This window comes from Occallatibacter sp., from assembly GCF_049582745.1.
In the GTDB taxonomy this organism is placed as follows: Bacteria; Acidobacteriota; Terriglobia; order Terriglobales; family Acidobacteriaceae; genus Telmatobacter.
On the sequence record NZ_JBAUUO010000148.1, the window covers coordinates 111,910 to 130,640 of the forward strand.

An 18,731-nucleotide genomic window follows, 5' to 3' on the forward strand; every position below is an offset into this window, starting at 1 on the left:
CTGCTTATCTATCCTGACGGGTTTTGGCGGGATTTGTTCTCAAAAAATCGCTTGAGGCGCAGGATTCTGGATTCAAAGCCGTACCAAAGCGCCGTCGCGACCAGGGTTGTAGCGACGAGGCGAAAAGCGACGACGGCCATGCTGCCCAGCAGACCGAGATGATCCATGCGGGCGTCGAACCAGCCGAAGTAGACAAAGACCATGATGTGGGTCATGTAGAGGCCATAGCTGATGCGTCCGTAGTAGGCGAGCGGGCCGCGGCGCAGGATTGCATTCAAGGGATTCCGGGCACCTGTGGAGGCGATCGACGACAGCACGGCGCCGCCGAAAAGCGTGGTGAGCGCGGTATCGAGAAACGCGGTGCCGCCGGCGATGGTGGCGGCAGCAATGAAGCCGACGGGCATGGCGATGAGGCCGATGGCGAGCCAGACGCGGCGACCGATCGGCAGCGTGTAGAGGCCCAGCGAAAGCAGGCTGCCCATCGCGATGCCGTCGATGTGCGTAAGCGTGTGCGTCGGTGTGATCCAGGAGAAGTGACTCATCCTGAAGAGCGGCGCGCCGATCAGAAAACTCGAGAGGACGCCGGCAAGCAGCCACGGTGCTCGCAGCAGGCGCACGACTGGCGCCCAGAGAAAGTAGTACTGCTCCTCGATCGCCAGCGACCAGGTGGGGCCGATGGCCGGTGGCAACGCGAGATGAAAAAGATTCTGCAGGAACAACAGGTACGCCCACCAGGGTGCTGTCCGGATCGCGACCCAGACAGTAGGGCCGATGAACCACGGGGCATTCAGATAGCAGACAAGCAGGACCAGCACGTATACAGGCCAGATGCGGAGGGCGCGCCGTCCGTAGAAGTTGCGGAAGTAGTGCGGCTTGAGGCGGGATTCAAGCAGGATGGAGGTGATGAGGAAGCCGGAGAGCACGAAGAAGAGGTTGACGCCTGTCCAGCCCCAAAGCGATGCGGGATAGAACCATGTGCCGGCGAAGCGCGGGTGGCAGTGGTAGAGAAGGACGGCGAGGACGGCGATGCCGCGCAGTCCCTGAAGTTCGGGGATGTAGGACGGCAGCCAGGATGGGCGTTGGGTGGGCAAGGTTGAAGGTTAAAAGTTCAGTCGATAGAGGAACTCCAATTCGCAGAGTCAGGACTTAGATCGCCGCCTCTATGTCGTTAGTTGAGTTTCACCTCTGAAACGGGTGTTGTCGGGTGATCACGCTCTTCATCTACTGCTTCCCAAACGTCATTTTCCAGAACCTTGAACGCTTTCGCTACATGGCGCACGAGAGCTGCAATGTGCACCGCGTATTCCTTGTAGGTCAATTCGCTCGGATAAAGGTGCGTCTGAATCTCGCCGTCATTCTCGAAAACAATAATCAGAGGCGAATCAATCTTCATGCTCATTCTTAATGCTCCCGCAGTAATTGTTATCCCGCAGCCAACTGCTTAGCTCTTTCCGTCGCGCGCATCACGGCTTTGATCAACGTGACCCGGAGACCGCCTTCTTCCAATTCCAGGATGCCGTCGACGGTACAGCCAGCGGGGGTGGTCACTTCGTCTTTGAGCAATGCCGGGTGATAGCCGGTTTCGAGCACCATTTTTCCCGCGCCGTAGACGGTCTGCGCAGCGAGTTGCGTTGCCGTGTCTCGGGGCAGGCCGACCTTTACGCCGGCTTCGGCGAGGGCCTCAATGACGATGTAGATGTAGGCAGGGCCGGAGGCGGAGAGGCCGGTGACGGCGTCCATATGTTTCTCGTCGACGATGACGGAGCGGCCTACGGTTTCGAAGATGCGCTGCGCCAGGTTCATCTGCTCAGCCTTGACGAAACGGCCGCGGCAGAGGCCGGCAATGCCGGCGCCGAGGGCGGAAGGCGTATTGGGCATGGCGCGGATGACGGGGATTTCGATGCCGGCGGCATCCTCAATGGCGCGCGTCTTCACTGAAGCAGCGAAGGAGACGATCGTCTTGGCAGTTGTGAGCGCGGGCTTGATTTCGGCAATCAGGTCAGGAACCTGGAAGGGCTTGACGCCGATCAGGATCAGGTCAGCCTGTTGCGCGGCTGCGAGGTTGTCCGTTGCGACATCGACACCCCACTGCGCGGCGCGCGCGACGGCCTTCTCGGCGTGGGCGACAGTAGCGTGGATCTGGTCCGCGGCAAAGAGATTCTGCTTGAGAAAGGCCTGGAGCAGAATACCGCCCATTTTGCCCGCACCAAGAACAGCGACGTGCAGATCGGGCAGTTGCGCGGGTACTGCGGTGGACTCAACGGCTATTTCCGCCATGATGTTCCTTTGAGGTAGAAATGATCTTCAGGTTCAAGGATAAACGTTGCGGGAAGCCTGCAGGGCAGGTGGCTCGAAAAGACTCGCGGCGGCAATTACGGCCTAGCGCGAGTAAGAAAACGTGCCGCAGACGTCGGTCGAGTTGGCGAGGGCCTCGGGCGTGAAGACCGGCATTTCCGATCCGGAGAAGAAGGCGACATGCAGGGCGCGACCTTGAACGTAGGTTGCGATCCATTGCGTGTCATCCGACCCACAGAGAGTGTTGTGGTGAAGGAATCGTTTCTGCGCCGGCACATTGAGCCGGTAGAGATTGCCGCTGCCGCCCGCGCCGGGGTCCGCGTCAAAGACGGCGCTGGATTCTGCCGGCTTGAGAGGGCGAATCTGCGCGATGGTGAAGGCGCTGAAGTTGATCGTGAGCTTGTCGTTCGTGATCGCCAGGTCGCCGGTGATGTCATTGGCGTTGGAACTGGCGGCGCGCCAGTAACCCTTGTCCTGCGCTGCACTTTTAAGAGAGCCGCACGCCAGCAGAGTAGCGAATAACCATAGCTGTATTTTTCTAACCATGATTTGAGGATGACACTGACTGCAACCGGGGAGCAAGCGGTGGGGTTCTTCGGCTCGAGAGGTTCGAGAGCAGGCAGGGATTCAGGCCGCTCTATGCAATCCGCTTCTTGGCGTGTTTCTCTTTGTACATTGCTTTATCCGCGCGGGAGACAATGCTTTTCAAAGTCTCTTCGGTGCTGTGGTCGCTGGTCGCGTAGCCCATGCTCAGGCTGAGGAAGAACCGGTTGCCGGCGAGTTGAGTCTTCGCTGCGGCGCCGGAACGCAGGCGCTCGATGGCTAGCGAGATTTCTTCAGGGTCGAATTGTCCGGCTACCACGAATTCGTCCCCGCCGAGTCGGCCGATCACATCGGTTTCGCGGAATGTGGCGAACAGAAGCTTCGCGGTTTCGACCAGCGATATGGAACCCGCGCTGTGCCCCAATTCATCGTTAATGATCTTAAGGTTATCCATGTCGATGAACAGGACACCGAAAGGCATTTTGGCGCGGCGCGCCAGGCGAAACGCCTGCTCGGCGAATAGATTGAACCCGCGGAAGTTGTAGAGGCCTGTCAGCTCGTCCCGCAGAGTCAGGCCATGAATTTGAGTCTGCATGGTGTTGATGAGGCGTACGAGAACAAGGAGCAACGCAAACGAGGCGATGGTCGCAATGGATGTGAGGATTGCTGTGGCGTAAGGCGTGGGAACGACGTGCGCACTCAATAGTCGAGCCCGGCCAAGTTCACGCAGGACAGGCAAGATGAGCAGAATAGGGGCCAGGATTCGTGCGATCCGACCTCCGATGCCGTCTCCGAAAAAAACTGAAAAGATTCCGTATTTCGCCCGGCGAAGAATGGAAACAAGGGTCAATAGCGTCAGGCAAACCAGAGTTGGAACGGTGGGAAGCCCCGCGATCGACGATTCCTGGATTCCCGCCGTTGCAAATACAAACTCAAGCAGCACGATCAACACCAACAGCAGGAGGAGGGTTGCTCCGGTGTCAGCGATGCTGCCGAAAAGCGGGTCGCGGGAACGCAGGAAAAGAATCAAGATGCCCAGAAGGATGAATCCGAAAGTCGAAGCGCGCAGGATGGCCGGGCCCTGGGGAATCTCACTTCCGTTGAGGAGGTGGTCGAACTGCGCGAGCACGCGGGCGGCCGGCGTCCAAAAAGATATGGCCCCCGTTAACGTCACAACGCCGGCAAGAATCTTTCCGGCGCGATAAAGCCTCTGGTTGTGTCTGCCTTCCGTGAAGAAGAGAGCCAAGGTCGTAAAAAGCACGGCGAGCGCGGAAAAAACCCGCATGTGCAGCAAACTCTCCGGCAACAAATTGTTCACGATCGGAAAGGCGCGCGAGAACAGGTTGATGAGCACGATTTGAATGGCCAGAACGAGGCAGATCTGTTCTGCTAAGTAGGCCTTGTGGAGAACGTTCTGGTTAGGCTCGTGTACCGGAAATGTTGTGTCTTCGATCTGCATCTGTCCGGCAATCATCAATTGCTCTTCTGTCAATTCAATATGGGTCAATCTCTGGATGTTGTGCCTAAGTTATAGCATTTTGGAGCATGCGGAGGAATGCAACTTCCGTTTGAGGGATGTGCCTCAGAATGAGCGGATAGCGGGCTGCGGCACGTTCCCCGAAAGGGGAACGGGTGCTCTCAAGTCGCTCTAGCCGAAAGCGATGTTACTGAGCTCTGGGAGGCTGGAGGCTGGATGCCTCCTCGACGGTGCCGGTGATGGTGAAGGTGGCGCCATGCCAGATCTGATCCTGCATGTTGGACATCCAGTCTTCCTCAATGGAGCCGGGACAACTTGTGTCGCGCATCCGGCGAACTGCCGAAAAAGGGGCCAGATAGCGTCTTAACGCGCGACGACACAGTATGCCCCCGGATTGTTACCGTTCGTGAGGAAAAAGGCAAGGCGAATCTTGCCGGGCTTCGACCGAAGAATTCAATTTGGAGTGACGCACGTTACTTACAAATCGACCTGTCCGTTGTGTAGAATCCAGGTAATTAATCAACAGCTAGAACGCGCCGGCTAATTCCGCGGCTCCACGTCCGGAGACCGCCTGTGGGCCTGGAGACTGCCGGGCGATTTCAGTTGCGTTCAATCCAAGCGCGGATACGCGGTTGGGGGGCTCTTGTTGCGTTCGTTGCCTTCGGGATTCGTGTGCCTGCGTGGCTGCTCAGCAATTTCCGCGGAGCAGCATCTGAATACATCGGCAAACATTCGACTGGCGGCGGGGTCCGCAAACGGCATTAAGAAGTCGTGGCGATCCCGGCTTTTTGCCATTCTTGGCGGTGTCGTGTGCCTCTCGGGCTTCGCTGCGGCGGCAAGGGCAGGCGGGACAGCCTACTACATCAACAATCAGGCCGGTTCAAACTGCAGCGATGGCGGCCCACACAGCCTCGCGCAGCCATGGTGCAGCTTTGCGCCGGCAAACAAGATCAGGACTTTCCTGCCGGGCGATCAGATTTTGCTGGCGCGGGGCGGCGCCTGGAACCAGGAACTGTCGCTCGGCGGGCGCGGGACGGCGACGGAACCGATTAGGTTGAGCGCTTACGGAGCCGGCGCGAACCCGAAGATTCTGCGCAACCAGCAAATCAGCGATATCTGCGTTCTGCTCACCGACGCCAGCTATTGGAAAGTCAGCGACCTCGAAGTGGGCCGGGCGAGCGTCGGGATTCTGCTGCATTTCACGCAGCTCTTCAATAACGGGATTTCAATCAGCAATATCGATGCGCACGACAACAAGGGAATCTGGGCCGGCTATTCGACCGAGTATCCAGTACGCCGGCACGTGCTGGATCCATTTGCTTCGAGCTTGAATATCAACCTTTCGTCGGGGATCTTGTTCAACGTCGCGTCCTATTTGACCTACACCAACGCGCAATATGTGCTTCGGGATGTGACCGTGAGCGACGTGCGAGGAACGAATAATCTGGACAGCGTAGCGTTTGATGCCGAGACCAATTCGATCGACAACCAGGACGGGCACAACGCCTTTCAGAATGTGACGCTGAAAGGACTGATTCTCTCAAGCGACAACGGCAATGCTTCGAGGGCGTATGAGGCCGCCGGACTGGGGTGCAGCGACTCACTGCGGTTACTGGGCATGACGGATGTGACGGTGATGAATTCGGTTTTGTTTGAGGAAGCCGGATGCCGCACGGGGTCAGGAACCGCGGCGGTGATCCTGGGCCGGGTGAGCCATGTGACGTTCGTGAACAATATCATCTTCGGCGTGCCCGCAACGGGCAGTCCCGATGAAACCGGGATCGACTTTGAGTGGTCGGAAGACCATGTGACACTCCAGGCAAATCTTTTTGCAGCGAATGCGGGACCGGGTGTGGAGATTTTGAACATTCATCCCGGCGACCATTCGAGTGAGCTCGACTTCGCCAGCAACACGTTTGCGCAGAACGCAAACGCATATCGGCCGGGAGCTGCCTCGGTGTGGGAAAACAACAAGGGACGCGGCTTCGGGACGCCTGTGGGAAAGATTCGCGATAACCTGTACTTCGAGCCGCACGGAAGATTCTTCGGAGGCAAGAGCATCGGCTCGATCGCAAACGTCGGCAATTTGCAGACGGCTTTTGTGGCTAACTATGCAGCCGAACAATTTTCAGCGACGCAGGGAAAGAACCAGTGGCGCTACCTGTACCAGACTCCCGATTCGAACTGGGAGGAGATGCCGCATTACTCCGCGACGGACAATGGCGCGTGGGAATCGAAGCCGGGACAGTATGTGAGCGCGTTCGGGATGGCGCCGGGAAGTTGCACGGCGGTCTGCGATGCGAGCGGAGTCGCCCGGGTTTGGGTCGCGGTTCATGCCGGAACGGTCAGCATCCGCGGACTCGTGGTGGCGGCAGGCGGAGAGAGTGGAACGAGCGTGACGGCGGCAATCAATCTAGTCTCGGGCAGAAACGTGATACCGATCTGGCCGCGCCAGGGCGGAAGGCCGTTAGTTGAGGCTGCGGAACAGTTGGGCACCGCGACGGATGTGGACAACATTCACGTAGCCGCCGGGGACTCAATTCGTTTCGAGGTCTATGGCAGCAGCAACGGCGGAGGCGATGCGGTGAGTTGGACGCCGTCGATCGGGTACGTGGTGAACAAGTTCTAAGTTCGCAGTTCAGAGTTCACTGATCCGAATTCCCAGCGCTGGAACTTCGGTCCTTCGTCTCATAACGAAGACCTGCTAAAGGCTCTTCAGGGAACTACGAACTCTGAACCGCGAACTCATTCGACTCTCAGTGCTTCGACGGGGTTAATGGATGCGGCGCGTCTCGCAGGTAGATAGCTAGCGATCGCTGCGGCTGCTGCCAGGACAATCGGGACCGTAAAGTAAGTAAGCGGATCGAGCGGGCCGATGCCAAACAGCAGCGACTTCATCGTTTGCGTAAGCGCAGCCGCAGCGGCGATGCCGATGGCGACTCCGATCACCGTGAGCGTGAGGGCGGAGCGCACAAACATCCATTTGAGTTCCTTTTTCTGTGCGCCAAGCGCCAGGCGGATGCCTATTTCGCGGGTACGTTGCGAGACGGCGTAGGAGATGACTCCGTAGATGCCGATGATGCCGAGCGCGAGCGCCATGGAGCCAGCGATGGCGAGCATCGCGAGCGTGAATGAGGTGCGGGCCATCGATTTCGCGTAGATCTCCAGCATGGTGTCGGGCTCCGCCACCGGAAGATTGGGGTTTACGGACCAGACCACCCGCTGCATGTCCGCGACCAGGGATTCTGTGCCTGCGCGACGGCTGCGAATGGTAAACGTGATCGCGCGGGTGGAAGAGACGGGGTGCTTATCTGTGTAGGGATCGTGCTGCATCGCCGGCCAGTAAATGATCTCGGGCGCTTTCTCGTCCACCCCGTTATGGCGAACGTCCTGCACAACTCCGATCACCTCCTGCCATGGCATGCTCGAGAACTGGCGCGCACGCTTGCCGATGGCTGCCGCCGCCGAGCCCCAGTTCTCGCGAGCAAAGCTCTCGGAGACAACGATGTAATTGCGCAGGCTGTAAAGATCGCTCCATGTGAATTCGCGTCCGGCGACCACATGCGTGCCCATGGTGCTGAAGTAGTTGGGCGAGATGTAGTTGAAGAGTCGGAGAGGCTCAACGCCGCCTTCATAGTGTTTGCCCTCGACACCGATCTCATCCCAGTTCGGGTCGACGCCTTCCATGGGCAAACCTGCCGCGAATCCTACCGATGTGACGCCGGGGATAGCAGCGATCTGGTCGCTTATCTCGTTCTCCGTACGCATCACCATGACCGGGTCGGAAATCAGCAGATCCGGCACCGAGGTACGCATTGTCTCAAGGTGCGCGGCATTGGTGAAGCCTGGTTCGACGTTGCGCAGAGCGGCGAAGGTGCGGATCATCAAGAGCGCGCTGATCAGCAGCACGAGCGCCATCGCAACCTGCGCCACCACGAGGATGCTGCGCGAACGATTGCGGGAGCGGCTGGTGCTGGCCGTCCGGGTGTTCGCTGACAGTGCGGCGGCGGCACGGGTGCTCGCGTACTTCAATGCGGGGATGGAGCCAAAGAGAAATCCGGAGAAGAGCGAGAGCGCGAACGTGAAGACAAGAGATCGAGCGTCGAGGCTGATCTCGCTCAGGCGCGGTAGATTTGCCGGTCCGGTGGCAACCAGCAGGCGCAACCCCGCATAGGCAACGCCCAGAGCAAAGACGCCGCCGATGAGCCCGAGCGTCACGCTCTCGAAAAGCAGTTCGCGGATGATGCGTCCGCGACCGGCACCGAGCGCGGCTCGGATGGCAAGTTCGTGCTGGCGTGATTCCGCGCGGACGAGGAGCAGGTTCGCGATGTTGACGCATGCAATCAGCATGACCAGGCCGACTGTGGCCATCACCACCCAGAGAACGCTGGAGACGTTCCCGATGACCTGTTGCTTCAGCGAGCGGAACTGTGGCGTGATTCTCCATACCCTGTAATAGAACGGGTTGGTCTTAGGGCCATTGGAGTAGGTGTGCATCCAGACTTCGAACAGACGGCTGACGTCGGCATCGGCCTGCGCAAGGGAAACACCGGGCTTGAGGCGGCCGATGCCGTTAAATCCGAAGGGCGCGAGCTTGAGTGCGCCGCGATCGAATTGCAGAGGAACAAGGATGTCGAAGTCGTTGTCGACCACGCGAAATCCGCGTGGCATCACACCGACAATCTCGCACGTTTCAGAATCAAGTTGGATGGTTCGACCGATTACGTTGCGTTCGCCCCCGAACCGGCGTTCCCAATAGCCGTAGCTGAGCATCACTCTTTTGGCAGCGTGTGGATCCTGGTCAGTTTCCGAGAGCCAGCGACCGAGCACTGGATGCGTCTGCAGCGTTTGCAGAACTCCATCGCTGATCAGCACTGTATGTACTTGCTCCGCCTGGGCGATTCCAGTGACGTTCGCGCCACTGGGTACCCACACCCCCAGCGACTGAAAGGACTGCGCGTGTTCGGCAAACGTGAAATACATCGACGGAGAGAGCCGCAGACCGTTCTCAAAATTGGTGAGGTCGGGAGCGCCCGGCGCATCGAGCCAGAGCGACGCCAGCCGATCGGAATCAGGGTAGGGAAGCGGCTTCAGCAGAACGCCATCGACAACGCTGAAGACCGCGGTATTGGCGCCGATGCCGATCGCCAGCGTCAGCAGGACCGTGATGGCGAATCCGGGAGATTTGCGCAGCCGCCGCAGGGTGAACTTGAGATCAGCCAGAAGCGACTCAAGCGCGCGCCACTGCCATTGTTCGCGGCTGCGCTGCTGGACGAGAGCGACGTTGCCGAATTCGCGGCGCGCAGCCTGCTCTGCCTGTTTGCGAGGCATGCCCTCCGCTTCGAGTTCGTCGGCGCGTTCCTGGATGTGCTCCTGAATCGAGACGTCGATGTCGTGATAGCGGCGGCTGCGGCCGAAGAGCCGGGGAAGAGGCAGCATCGGGTTTCTCCTTAAGCTTCGTCGAATGCCCTGTCTTATGCTTTGTCGAATGCCCTGTCTTATGCTTTGTCGAATGCGAGGACGCGCGTGATGCCCGCAAACATCTTCTCGAAGCTCTGTACTTCCTTGTCGAGGCGCCTGAGACCCGCTGCGGTGACGCTGTAGATGCGCGTTGGGCGCCCCTTGGCCGAAATGCCCTCTTTTGACTTGAGCAGCCCGTCGCGCAGCATCCGTTGCAGCGCCGGATAGAGCGAGCCCTCTTCCACCTGCAGCAGGTTATCGGAGACTTGCTGGATATGCTTCACCAGCGCATACCCATGCATCGGCTTCAGCCGAAGAGACTTGAGAATCATGATTTCGAGTGCGCCGGGGAAGAGGTCGCGGTCGTCGGGGTGCTTCGACATGAATGGATAGTAGCCTTCGGATACCTATTTTGTAAATAGGTATTCTGATCGAGGTTTTGCCCTTCTCGATCCTCTCCGACCCGCACGTGTCCAGAATTCGGCTTAGTTCCGAGTAAACGGTGATACAACCCCAACATTTTTCCAAGTCTCCAGTGCTATAGCTGGAGAGTTTCCACTGGAAAGCCTTTGGAACGACGCACGACTTTCCAGACGACATAGGCGGCGAAGGCAGTTGCTGTAACTCCGATCACATTCGTCCATGTCGACCCAATTCTTATCGCGCTCCCCATGAAGTCGTTGCCCGGCATGCGGCCAATCACGTAGCCATTGATGTAGTTGTCAACAATGTCAAACAGCGAACTCAAACCGAAAAATACGAGGACTAAACCGGCCAGAAGGGGATTCTGGATTCTCTTTCCCTTCAGCCATATCAGTGCGATCGACAAGAGGAGGATGTCTCGTATATATGGTCCGTAACCTGGCAACACATCTCGCCAACTGCGTTCGTGCAGAGCCTGAGATCGAACCCAGCCAACCGTGAATTCACCTTGCCAAAAGTGCGGCATCAAATGATGCTCGACAATCTTGTCCCCGATGAGCAGCACGCCCGCCAAATGACTCAATTCATGAAGTACGCTATATGTGCAAAACCATAGGAGAGGCAAGACAACCGCATAGGCAACCCAGAGTCTTCGAGGCCAGTTGCTGCGCGCATAAAACAGCATCAACGGGAGTAGCACAAGCCCACCAATTTCCAACGACGCAACAAAGTCTTTGGTGGGGATGGAGAAGACCTTGGCCAGCCACGAAATCGACGCAAAAAGGAAGACGATTAAGCCTGCAACTTTTGCTATCTTTTTCCGTTTCTCTGTTGCCGTTGCATGGCTCTCGGAACGTAGTTCTCTCTGCGCCCGCTTCGTGATTCCGTCATCGTTCATGACTGCACCTTCGCGGTGAGCAATCATAGTCCCTCCTGGCTGCGATAGCCGATCAGGCACGATTGGAATCCGCGTCAGATCTGAATATTCCGCTCTGGTCGGATGTGTCCTACTCGAAAATAAGCCCAAAGCAGCTTCACTTCCCGGCAGTTTTCTGGGTGGCGATCCAGGCCGTGATGCGTCCCTCCAGCACATCGAGAGGCAGCGCACCGGAGTCGATGACCTGGTCGTGAAAGGCGCGAATGTCGAACTTGTCCCCCAATTCTTTTTTCGCTCGGTCGCGGAGCGCGAGGATCTCGAGTTGGCCAATCTTGTAGGCGAGGGCCTGGCCGGGCCACGCGATGTAGCGGTCGATCTCGGACTGGATCGTCGGTTCATCCATCGCTGAGTACTGGTGGAAGTAGTCCACCATCTGCTGACGGGTCCAGTGCTCCGAATGAACGCCGGTATCGACCACAAGGCGGATGGCACGCCACATATCAGCGTCGAGGCGTCCGAAATCGGAATACGGATCCTGATAGAAGCCCACATCTTTTCCGAGGCGCTCCGAGTAAAGCGCCCAGCCTTCCACGAATGCCGTGTACTCCAGATGCTTGCGAAACTCAGGCACGCCCTGCTGCTCCTGCGCGATCGAGATCTGCAGATGGTGGCCGGGAAGGCCCTCGTGATAGGCGATGGCTTCAACATTGAGCAGAGAGCGATTGGGAACATTGTAGAAATTGACCCAGAGGTGGCCGGGGCGGCCTGTCTCAGGCGAGCCAGAGTCGTAGTAAGCCGGTGGGGAAGTCTTCTCGATGTACTCGGGCATGCGCACGACTTCGAGCTTGTTTTTGGGGAGGCGGCCGAAAAGCTGCGGGAGCTTGCCCTCCATATCGTCTACATGTCCCTGGTAGGCGGCGAGCAGGGCTTCGGGCGAGGCAGGGCGCAGCTTGGGATTGTTCTTGATGCTTTCGCGAAAAGACTTGAGATCGTCGAAGCCGAGTTTCTTCGCGATCGTGAGCATCGCGGCCTCGTCCTTCTGAACTTCTTCGAGTCCGATCTTGTGGATCTGGTCGGCGGTAAGGTTCGTTGTTGTCTCATGGTGAATCAGGAACTGGTAATACTTCGCGCCGTCCGGTAGCGATGAAATACCGGGCTCGGCGCGCCCAGCGGGGATGTAGCTGACTTCAAGAAAACGGGCGAAGCGCGTGTACGCCGGAAGGGCTTGCTTGGTGATGGCAGTGAGCATTTCGGTTTTGATCCGCGTTTGCTCGGCCGCGGAGATCGAAGCGGGGAGTTTTTTCAGAGGCAGAGCAAGGGGCGAGTCTTCGGCTTTCTGGCTGGCGAGTTGCTTCACTTGTTCGAGGGTCTTCTCGAGAAGATACTTCGGCAGGACGCGCTTGTCTTCGATGCCGATGGCCATGTTCGCCGTCACCTGGTCGAAAGCGCGCGGAATTAGACGGAGACGAGCGATCCAGTCGTCGTAGTCCTTCGCGGTGGTGAAGCTGAGATGTCCAGCGAGATCGGGGTAGGTGGAGTAGATGCCGCCCATCTGATTAATGGGCATCTCCCACTCTTTGAATTCGGCAACCTCCTGATCCTCTGCGAGTTTGCGGATCAGCAGTTCGCGGCTGGTCTGGTCCTGATCGGAGAGACCGGTGGGATCAATGACCGCCAGCTTCATCAGCAAATTCTGTTCGAAGGCCAGCCAGTCATTGACGGCCTTCACGGAGTAGTCGGAGATCTGGTCGTTGTAGCGCTTGTCGCCGAGGGTGGAGGCAAACTCAGGCTCCCGCTGAAGCGTCTCTTCCCAGTAGTCGTGGAAGAGCGCATGGAGGGCTTTGGCGCGATCTTCCCGCGTATCAGGAGCGGCTGCCGTCAGCTGAGCGACGAGAAGAGCAGGGAGGAGAAACAATACGGCGAGAGTGCAGGCGGAGAGTCGTTTCAAAGTGAAGAATCCTTGGGCTGGAGTCGGGAGTAGGGGCATCGGGTTGAGTGTAGAGCACGAGGGCGCGGGCGCGTCCAGCAGTAGTTCTGCTGCTATATGACTAGAGAGAACTGGGAGCGTCGGCCCCGAGCAGGCGATACAGGGTGGAGCGGCTGATGCCGAGCTGGCGCGCGGTTTTGAGTTTATTGTTGTGGTTCAGATCGAGAACCATGCGGATGTGGTTGAGAATCACAGCATCGAGGTTGAGGAACTCCGCCGATGGTTGAGCAGGGCGCGGCGAGGCCAGCGGAGTGGATACGATTGCGAGGTCTTCTGCGTGAATGATGCCATGCGGGGCGTTGAGAACGGCGGATTCAAGGACGCTGGAAAGCTCGCCTGCGTTGGCGGGCCAGTTGTGCTGCAGCAGGCAGGCGGTGGCGCCTGGCGCCAGACTGAGGCGCGGAAGATGATACCGCGCGCCGATGCTTTCCAGAAAGAATGTGGCGAGAGGCACGATGTCTTCCCGTCGCTCGCGCAGGGGCGGAATGACGAAGTGGATGGCGGTGAGGCGAAAGGCGAGGTCGGGCAGGAAGCGTCCTTCGCTGGCCAGGTCGCGGAGGGATCTTTCAGAGGAGGCGAGCAAGGCAAATGTGTCGGTGGGGCGATTCGGCAGCGATCGGAGCACGCGCAGGAGCAGAGCCTGTCCGGGCGCAGCGAGCAGGTCGACGCGATCGAGATAGATAAACCCGGAGAGAAACTGCGGGTCGACCTCGTCGAGCAGCCACTCGCGGGCGTCGCAGCGCTGGAAGGTGGAACGCGCATGAGCGGATTGGCTGTGCAGCAACTGTGCAATGGTTTGTTTGCCGACGCCGGTCTCTCCTTCGATGGTGGCTATCTGCAGGTGTGGGGCGACAACCTCGACCTGGTGGAAAAGCCTGCGTGCGGCAGTGCTGATGGCGATGAAGGGGTGTTGTGCTTCGGCGTTAGAGAGATCGAAGGCCTGCGGCCGAAGGTGCTGCGGTTGCAGAAGGTTTTGTGCCGACATACCTGCGCCTCGCCTCTGCGGCCGCGATGCGAGCGGCCCGCAGTAAATTTATCGGCGGAGACAATGGGAACGTGAGCGGCAGCGAAACAGGGAGCGAGGGTGCGAGGGAACGATAAATAGGGAATGAAGGAAAGACGCAGAACCTTCACACCCTTCACCGCGGAGGATTGTTCGCAGGGATTCAAGGCGCCTTGTTGAGAATGACCAAACTGGTTTTGATGCCCTTGCTATGTGCGAAAACGCTTGGAGGGTTCGTCGGAGTAGATCTGGCCGTCGCGAATGTGGACGACGCGATGCGCATAGTCGGCGATGTCGGGCTCGTGGGTGACGAGCACGATGGTGTTTCCTTTGGCATGCAGCGTGTCGAAGAGGGCCATGATCTCGATGCCGGTCTTGGAGTCGAGATTGCCGGTAGGCTCGTCAGCCAGGATGATGGACGGGCTGTTGACAAGTGCACGGGCGACGGCGACGCGCTGGCGCTGTCCTCCCGAGAGCTCGTTGGGTTTGTGGTTCATGCGCGATTCAAGGCCCACGCTGATCAGCGACTCCTTGGCGCGCTCGATGCGTTGGGCCGCGGGAGTGCCGTTGTAGATGAGCGGCAGTTCGACATTGTGCAGCGAAGTGGCGCGCGACAGCAGGTTGAAGGTCTGGAAAACGAATCCGATTTCCTTATTCCGGATGCGTGCCAGTTCGTCGTCGTCGAGTTCACTGACGAGCTGGCCGTTAAGCCAGTACTTGCCTTTGGACGGCGTGTCGAGGCAGCCGATCAGATTCATCAAGGTGGATTTGCCGGAGCCGGACGGGCCCATGATGGCGACGTACTCGTTGTGTTTGATGCGGAGATTGACGCCGCGCAGAGCCTGCACCTGCTGTTCGGAACCCATGTCATACGTACGCCACAGGTCCTCGACAACGATCATGTCGCCGTTCGGTCCAGCGGATTCCTGCATTTCCACCTCGGAGATGACGCTGTTCAGAGCCATGAGAACGGTATCCTTTTCTGCCTGTACTGACGCACCCTGCGGAAACTTCGTTTGACGTGCACCCCTGCCCGCTCCCTGGCGTCAGGTCGTCGACGCCGGGGTAGCCGGAACGGATGTATCGCGTTTCAAGAGCGCGCCGTTCTTCAGCACGCGCAGGGTCTTGTAGGGACCGATGACGACTTCGTCGTTTTCATGAAGGCCGCTGAGGATCTCGATATCGGTCGCACCGGTAATGCCCGTGGTTACGGGGACAAACTTGGCGCGCTGTTTTCCGTGTGCATCTTTTTCGACGACGTATACGCCCTGCACCGGAGGCGCCTTCGGGCTGGACGAAGTGGAGGCCGCTTCGACGTTTCCGTTGCTCGCCGGAGCCGGTGGCGTGTACATGGTGAGTGCCTGAATGGGCAGCGACAGTACATTCGATTTCGATGCAGTCGTGATCTTGGCCGTCGTGGATAGTCCGGGCCTGAGCTCGTCGCTGGGTTTATCAAGCGTCACAACGACCTTGAAGTCCTTCGCCTCTTCCGTGCCGGTCGTGGACTGCGATGTCGCCACGCCGGTGGAGCGGAGCAGCGCCTGATCGCCCACCAGCGTTACATGGCCTTTGAACGTTTTGCCGGGAATGGCATCGACGCTCACTTCGGCGGGCTGTCCGGTCTTGATGTTGACGATGTCGGTCTCGTCCACCTTCACTTCCGCGGTGACGATGCTCATGTCGGCAATGGTCATGAACGTGGAACCATTGGAGTTCTGGATGCCCGGCACGACCGTCTCGCCTTCGCGTACCGGCTCATCCGTCACCACGCCGTCGAAGGGCGCAGTAGCTTCGGTCAGGCTCAGGGCGTTCTGGTAGGAACGCAACGTCGCAACCTGCGTGCCGAGGTGGCCACGCGCCGAAGCGGTGTTGGCCTTGGCCTGGTTGACACCTGCCACAGCCTGCGCCAGCGAGGCCATATCGGTGTCATAGGCGGCCTTCTTGGCGTCGTAGTCCTGCTTGGCCATGATGCCGGCCTTGTAAAGACTCTGCGCGCGGTCCCAGTCGAGCTTCTTCTGTTCGAGATCGGCCTGGGCATGCTCGACGTTGGCTTCGGCGGTCTTCTCGGCCGCAATGTAGGAAGCAATGTCGGTTTTGGCCGCGTCGATGGCGGCTTGCTGGCCGCTAACCTGCGCTTCCTGCCCCACATTCTGGACTTCGGCGACGACCTCTCCCTTCTTTACGTGATCCCCTTCCTTCGCGTAGAGATGAGTGATACGTCCCTCAGCGGTGGAGCCGATGACGGCGTAGGTCTTGGGCTTGATCTGGCCGGTGCCGCTGACGATGGTTGCAAGATTCTCGCGATGGATCTTGGCGGTGAGAACCTTGGTGTAGCCCGACTGCTGCTTGACAACGAAGACGGCAACAAGAGCGATAGCCACAATAACGGCAGAAACGATCAAAAGAATCTTTTTCATGGGCGCTGTACGACTCCAGGAAGCTCCGATTCAATTCTACGCAAAACCTTCCCATCCGGTTCCCGAAGAGTGTCAAATTTACATCCGACACGATTCAAAAACGTACAGAGTGCGATCGTTCGGCGTTGGGCTTAAATAATCCCAGGCGTCAGAGGCGGCACCTTGCCAGCTTGAGTTCCGAACTCGGCCATGGTGGACAATCAGTCAGTTCCAGAGAAGATTGCGTTATTTCTATCTGACGGGCGAGGCGGGCTGTTTGTCTCGGAATTCGCGGTGCTTTCATGGGGAAAGCGGTCTTTTGGAGGTGACCTAATGGTTACCCGGTCGTCCAATCGGCAGCGACAGGCGCATCAAGCCTTGCTCCGACTCTTTCCGAACCGTAGAATAAGGCACTGTAGGGAGTTTCAGACGCAATGAATTTCAATGGCCGTTCGATCCTCTTTGTCGCACTCGGCTGCGGCCTAATCGTAGTTCCCACCCTCGGGGTTCAAGCACAGCAAGCGACGGACCCGTCCTTGCAGGCCCGACCCGCCTCCGACCAGGATCAGGGGCCAGACCCATTGAAGCGCGAGCGCTCGGATGAAGAGAAGTTCAAGGCGCAAAAAGAAGTCCGCCAGGAGTTGAAAGGCGCCTATAAGACCTGGCTCGATCAGGATGTGGCCTACATCATTACCGATGAAGAGCGGAAGGCGTTCAAGAACCTGGGCAACGACGAGGAGCGCGAAGCTTTCATCGAGCAGTTCTGGCTGCGGCGCAATCCCAATCCCGACTCTTCCGACAACGAATTCCGTGAAGAACACTACCGGCGCATTCAGTATGCGAATGACCACTTTGCCGCCGGAAAGCCGGGTTGGAAGACGGATCGTGGGCACATCTATATTGCGTTTGGCCCGCCGGATTCCACTGAATCTCATCCCTCGGGCGGATCGTACCAGCGGCCAATTGACGAAGGGGGCGGCGAAACTTCAACGTTTCCCTTCGAAGTCTGGCATTACCGGTATCTCGAAGGTATTGGCGACAACATCGATATTGAGTTTGTGGATACCTGCCAGTGCGGCGACTACCACTTCACCATCGATCGCAGCGAAAAGGACGCCCTGGCGAAGGTTCCCGGCGCCGGCCTGACGCAGTGGGAAGAGATGGGCATGGCCAAAAAGGCCGACAGGTTCAAGGGAGGCTTTGAGAACCTCGGTGCCGGACCGATGGCCAGCCAGAACCAGTCGAAGGAATTTGACCGGATCGAATTGGCTGCCAAGTTGTTCGCTCCTCCACCGATCAAATTCCACGACCTGGAAAGCGCGATGAGCGAGCACAAATTGCTCTCGGGGCCAGTCTTTCCCTTCGATGTGCGTACAGATTTCGTAAAGGTCACCTCAAGCACCGTGCTGGTGCCGGTGACGGTCCAGATCAGGAATCGCGATATCACGTTTGTGACAAAGGACGGCGTTGCGAAGGGTGTCGTCAACATCCTGGGCAAGGTGACGACCCTTACGCACAAAACGGTTCAGACGTTCGAAGACACTGTGGAAGTGGAACAGCCCGCCGAGTTGCTGCAGAAGTCGCTGGACCGCAAGTCCATATACTGGAAGGCGGTACCGCTTCTTCCAGGGCTGTACCGGCTCGATATCGCCATCAAGGATGTCAATAATCCAGATCACATCGGGGTCTACGGAAGAAGTCTCGAAGTGCCCTCGTATCATGACGAAAAGCTCGGCACTTCGTCTCTCATTCTGGCCGATCAAATCTATCCGGTCAGTTCGCACGACATCGGCCAGGGCAGTTGCGTCATTGGCAACATCCATGTCTGCCCGCGCGTGACGCAGAATCCGGCCACGCCGGTCAGCTACAAACGCGACCAGGACCTGAATTTCTGGATGCAGGTCTACAACCTGGGAATTAACGACCAGACCAAAAGCAATGAAGCGAAGGTAACCTACCAGATAATCGACACCAAAACGAACACGGTCGTCTTTGAGAAAGAGCAAGATTCCAAAGACTTTGGCGAACACAGTGACCAGTTAACGGTGGAAAAAACGCTGCCGATGGCTGGCCTGCAACCGGGCAGATATAAGGTGACGATCAAAATAAATGACGAAATCTCGAAACAAGAGATTGCGCAATCGGCACCTTTTGTCGTGGAATAGTACGAAGGCCCCGCAAATTCGGTTAACCGGCATCAGATCGGGAAACCTGCGGGCACTTGATTCCCAGGACTTAAGCCAGGACGCCGCCGGGTCACTAATACGAGT

15 protein-coding genes are annotated in these 18,731 nt (G+C 58.2%); 2 read left to right on the top strand and 13 right to left on the bottom strand.

Annotated elements, in window-relative coordinates; translation table 11 throughout:
- Window positions 1-8: 8 nt before the first annotated feature.
- The 6 genes from WCA10_RS21415 to WCA10_RS21440 form a co-directional block, all read right to left on the bottom strand.
- A complete protein-coding gene (locus WCA10_RS21415; RefSeq protein WP_472824566.1) occupies window positions 9-1,091 on the bottom strand; it encodes an acyltransferase family protein in 1,083 nt (360 codons plus the stop codon).
- Between the two features lie 77 nt (window positions 1,092-1,168).
- The gene (locus WCA10_RS21420) at window positions 1,169-1,399 is read right to left on the bottom strand and encodes a hypothetical protein (protein WP_472824567.1); all 231 of its coding nucleotides are present in this window, start codon (window positions 1,397-1,399) and stop codon (window positions 1,169-1,171) included.
- A gap of 23 nt (window positions 1,400-1,422) precedes the next feature.
- Window positions 1,423-2,277, bottom strand: a complete 855-nt coding sequence (gene proC, locus WCA10_RS21425) for a pyrroline-5-carboxylate reductase (protein ID WP_472824568.1) — start codon at window positions 2,275-2,277, stop codon at window positions 1,423-1,425.
- Window positions 2,278-2,379: 102 nt separating this feature from the next.
- Entirely contained in the window at window positions 2,380-2,841 is a 462-nt protein-coding gene (locus tag WCA10_RS21430; RefSeq protein ID WP_472824569.1) for a hypothetical protein, read from the bottom strand.
- A gap of 91 nt (window positions 2,842-2,932) precedes the next feature.
- On the bottom strand, window positions 2,933-4,312 hold the full coding sequence (locus WCA10_RS21435; RefSeq protein WP_472824570.1) for a GGDEF domain-containing protein: 1,380 nt from the start codon (window positions 4,310-4,312) through the stop codon (window positions 2,933-2,935).
- A 190-nt stretch (window positions 4,313-4,502) separates the two neighbouring features.
- On the bottom strand, window positions 4,503-4,643 hold the full coding sequence (locus WCA10_RS21440; protein WP_472824571.1) for a hypothetical protein: 141 nt from the start codon (window positions 4,641-4,643) through the stop codon (window positions 4,503-4,505).
- 318 nt (window positions 4,644-4,961) lie between these two features.
- Here WCA10_RS21440 and WCA10_RS21445 point away from each other — a divergent pair, with 318 nt between their 5' ends.
- Window positions 4,962-6,944 (top strand): hypothetical protein, encoded by a 1,983-nt coding sequence (locus WCA10_RS21445; RefSeq protein WP_472824572.1) that lies wholly within the window; start codon window positions 4,962-4,964, stop codon window positions 6,942-6,944.
- A gap of 116 nt (window positions 6,945-7,060) precedes the next feature.
- Here the strand turns inward: WCA10_RS21445 and WCA10_RS21450 are convergent, their stop codons facing one another.
- The 7 genes from WCA10_RS21450 to WCA10_RS21480 form a co-directional block, all read right to left on the bottom strand.
- A complete protein-coding gene (locus WCA10_RS21450; RefSeq protein ID WP_472824573.1) occupies window positions 7,061-9,754 on the bottom strand; it encodes an ADOP family duplicated permease in 2,694 nt (897 codons plus the stop codon).
- Window positions 9,755-9,813: 59 nt separating this feature from the next.
- Window positions 9,814-10,158, bottom strand: a complete 345-nt coding sequence (locus WCA10_RS21455; RefSeq protein ID WP_472824574.1) for a PadR family transcriptional regulator — start codon at window positions 10,156-10,158, stop codon at window positions 9,814-9,816.
- Window positions 10,159-10,313: 155 nt separating this feature from the next.
- A complete protein-coding gene (locus tag WCA10_RS21460) occupies window positions 10,314-11,225 on the bottom strand; it encodes a hypothetical protein (RefSeq protein ID WP_472824575.1) in 912 nt (303 codons plus the stop codon).
- 7 nt (window positions 11,226-11,232) lie between these two features.
- Entirely contained in the window at window positions 11,233-13,023 is a 1,791-nt protein-coding gene (locus WCA10_RS21465; RefSeq protein ID WP_472824576.1) for a DUF885 domain-containing protein, read from the bottom strand.
- A 100-nt stretch (window positions 13,024-13,123) separates the two neighbouring features.
- Window positions 13,124-14,047 carry a sigma-54-dependent transcriptional regulator gene (locus WCA10_RS21470; protein WP_472824577.1) on the bottom strand — a complete coding sequence of 308 codons (924 nt, stop codon included), beginning with the start codon at window positions 14,045-14,047 and terminating at the stop codon, window positions 13,124-13,126.
- Window positions 14,048-14,274: 227 nt separating this feature from the next.
- A complete protein-coding gene (locus tag WCA10_RS21475) occupies window positions 14,275-14,997 on the bottom strand; it encodes an ABC transporter ATP-binding protein (RefSeq protein ID WP_472824588.1) in 723 nt (240 codons plus the stop codon).
- A gap of 114 nt (window positions 14,998-15,111) precedes the next feature.
- Entirely contained in the window at window positions 15,112-16,482 is a 1,371-nt protein-coding gene (locus WCA10_RS21480; protein WP_472824578.1) for an efflux RND transporter periplasmic adaptor subunit, read from the bottom strand.
- A 413-nt stretch (window positions 16,483-16,895) separates the two neighbouring features.
- Here WCA10_RS21480 and WCA10_RS21485 point away from each other — a divergent pair, with 413 nt between their 5' ends.
- Window positions 16,896-18,626 (top strand): GWxTD domain-containing protein, encoded by a 1,731-nt coding sequence (locus WCA10_RS21485; protein WP_472824579.1) that lies wholly within the window; start codon window positions 16,896-16,898, stop codon window positions 18,624-18,626.
- Window positions 18,627-18,731: the final 105 nt, after the last annotated feature.

Coding starts and splice junctions, on each gene's coding strand:
- WCA10_RS21420 (WP_472824567.1), bottom strand. CDS start 1,399: ATGAGCATGAAGATTGATTCGCCTCTGATTATTGTTTTCGAGAATGAC.
- proC (WP_472824568.1), bottom strand. CDS start 2,277: ATGGCGGAAATAGCCGTTGAGTCCACCGCAGTACCCGCGCAACTGCCC.
- WCA10_RS21430 (WP_472824569.1), bottom strand. CDS start 2,841: ATGGTTAGAAAAATACAGCTATGGTTATTCGCTACTCTGCTGGCGTGC.
- WCA10_RS21435 (WP_472824570.1), bottom strand. CDS start 4,312: ATGATTGCCGGACAGATGCAGATCGAAGACACAACATTTCCGGTACAC.
- WCA10_RS21440 (WP_472824571.1), bottom strand. CDS start 4,643: ATGCGCGACACAAGTTGTCCCGGCTCCATTGAGGAAGACTGGATGTCC.
- WCA10_RS21450 (WP_472824573.1), bottom strand. CDS start 9,754: ATGCTGCCTCTTCCCCGGCTCTTCGGCCGCAGCCGCCGCTATCACGAC.
- WCA10_RS21455 (WP_472824574.1), bottom strand. CDS start 10,158: ATGTCGAAGCACCCCGACGACCGCGACCTCTTCCCCGGCGCACTCGAA.
- WCA10_RS21470 (WP_472824577.1), bottom strand. CDS start 14,047: ATGTCGGCACAAAACCTTCTGCAACCGCAGCACCTTCGGCCGCAGGCC.
- WCA10_RS21475 (WP_472824588.1), bottom strand. CDS start 14,997: ATGCAGGAATCCGCTGGACCGAACGGCGACATGATCGTTGTCGAGGAC.
- WCA10_RS21480 (WP_472824578.1), bottom strand. CDS start 16,482: ATGAAAAAGATTCTTTTGATCGTTTCTGCCGTTATTGTGGCTATCGCT.
- WCA10_RS21485 (WP_472824579.1), top strand. CDS start 16,896: ATGAATTTCAATGGCCGTTCGATCCTCTTTGTCGCACTCGGCTGCGGC.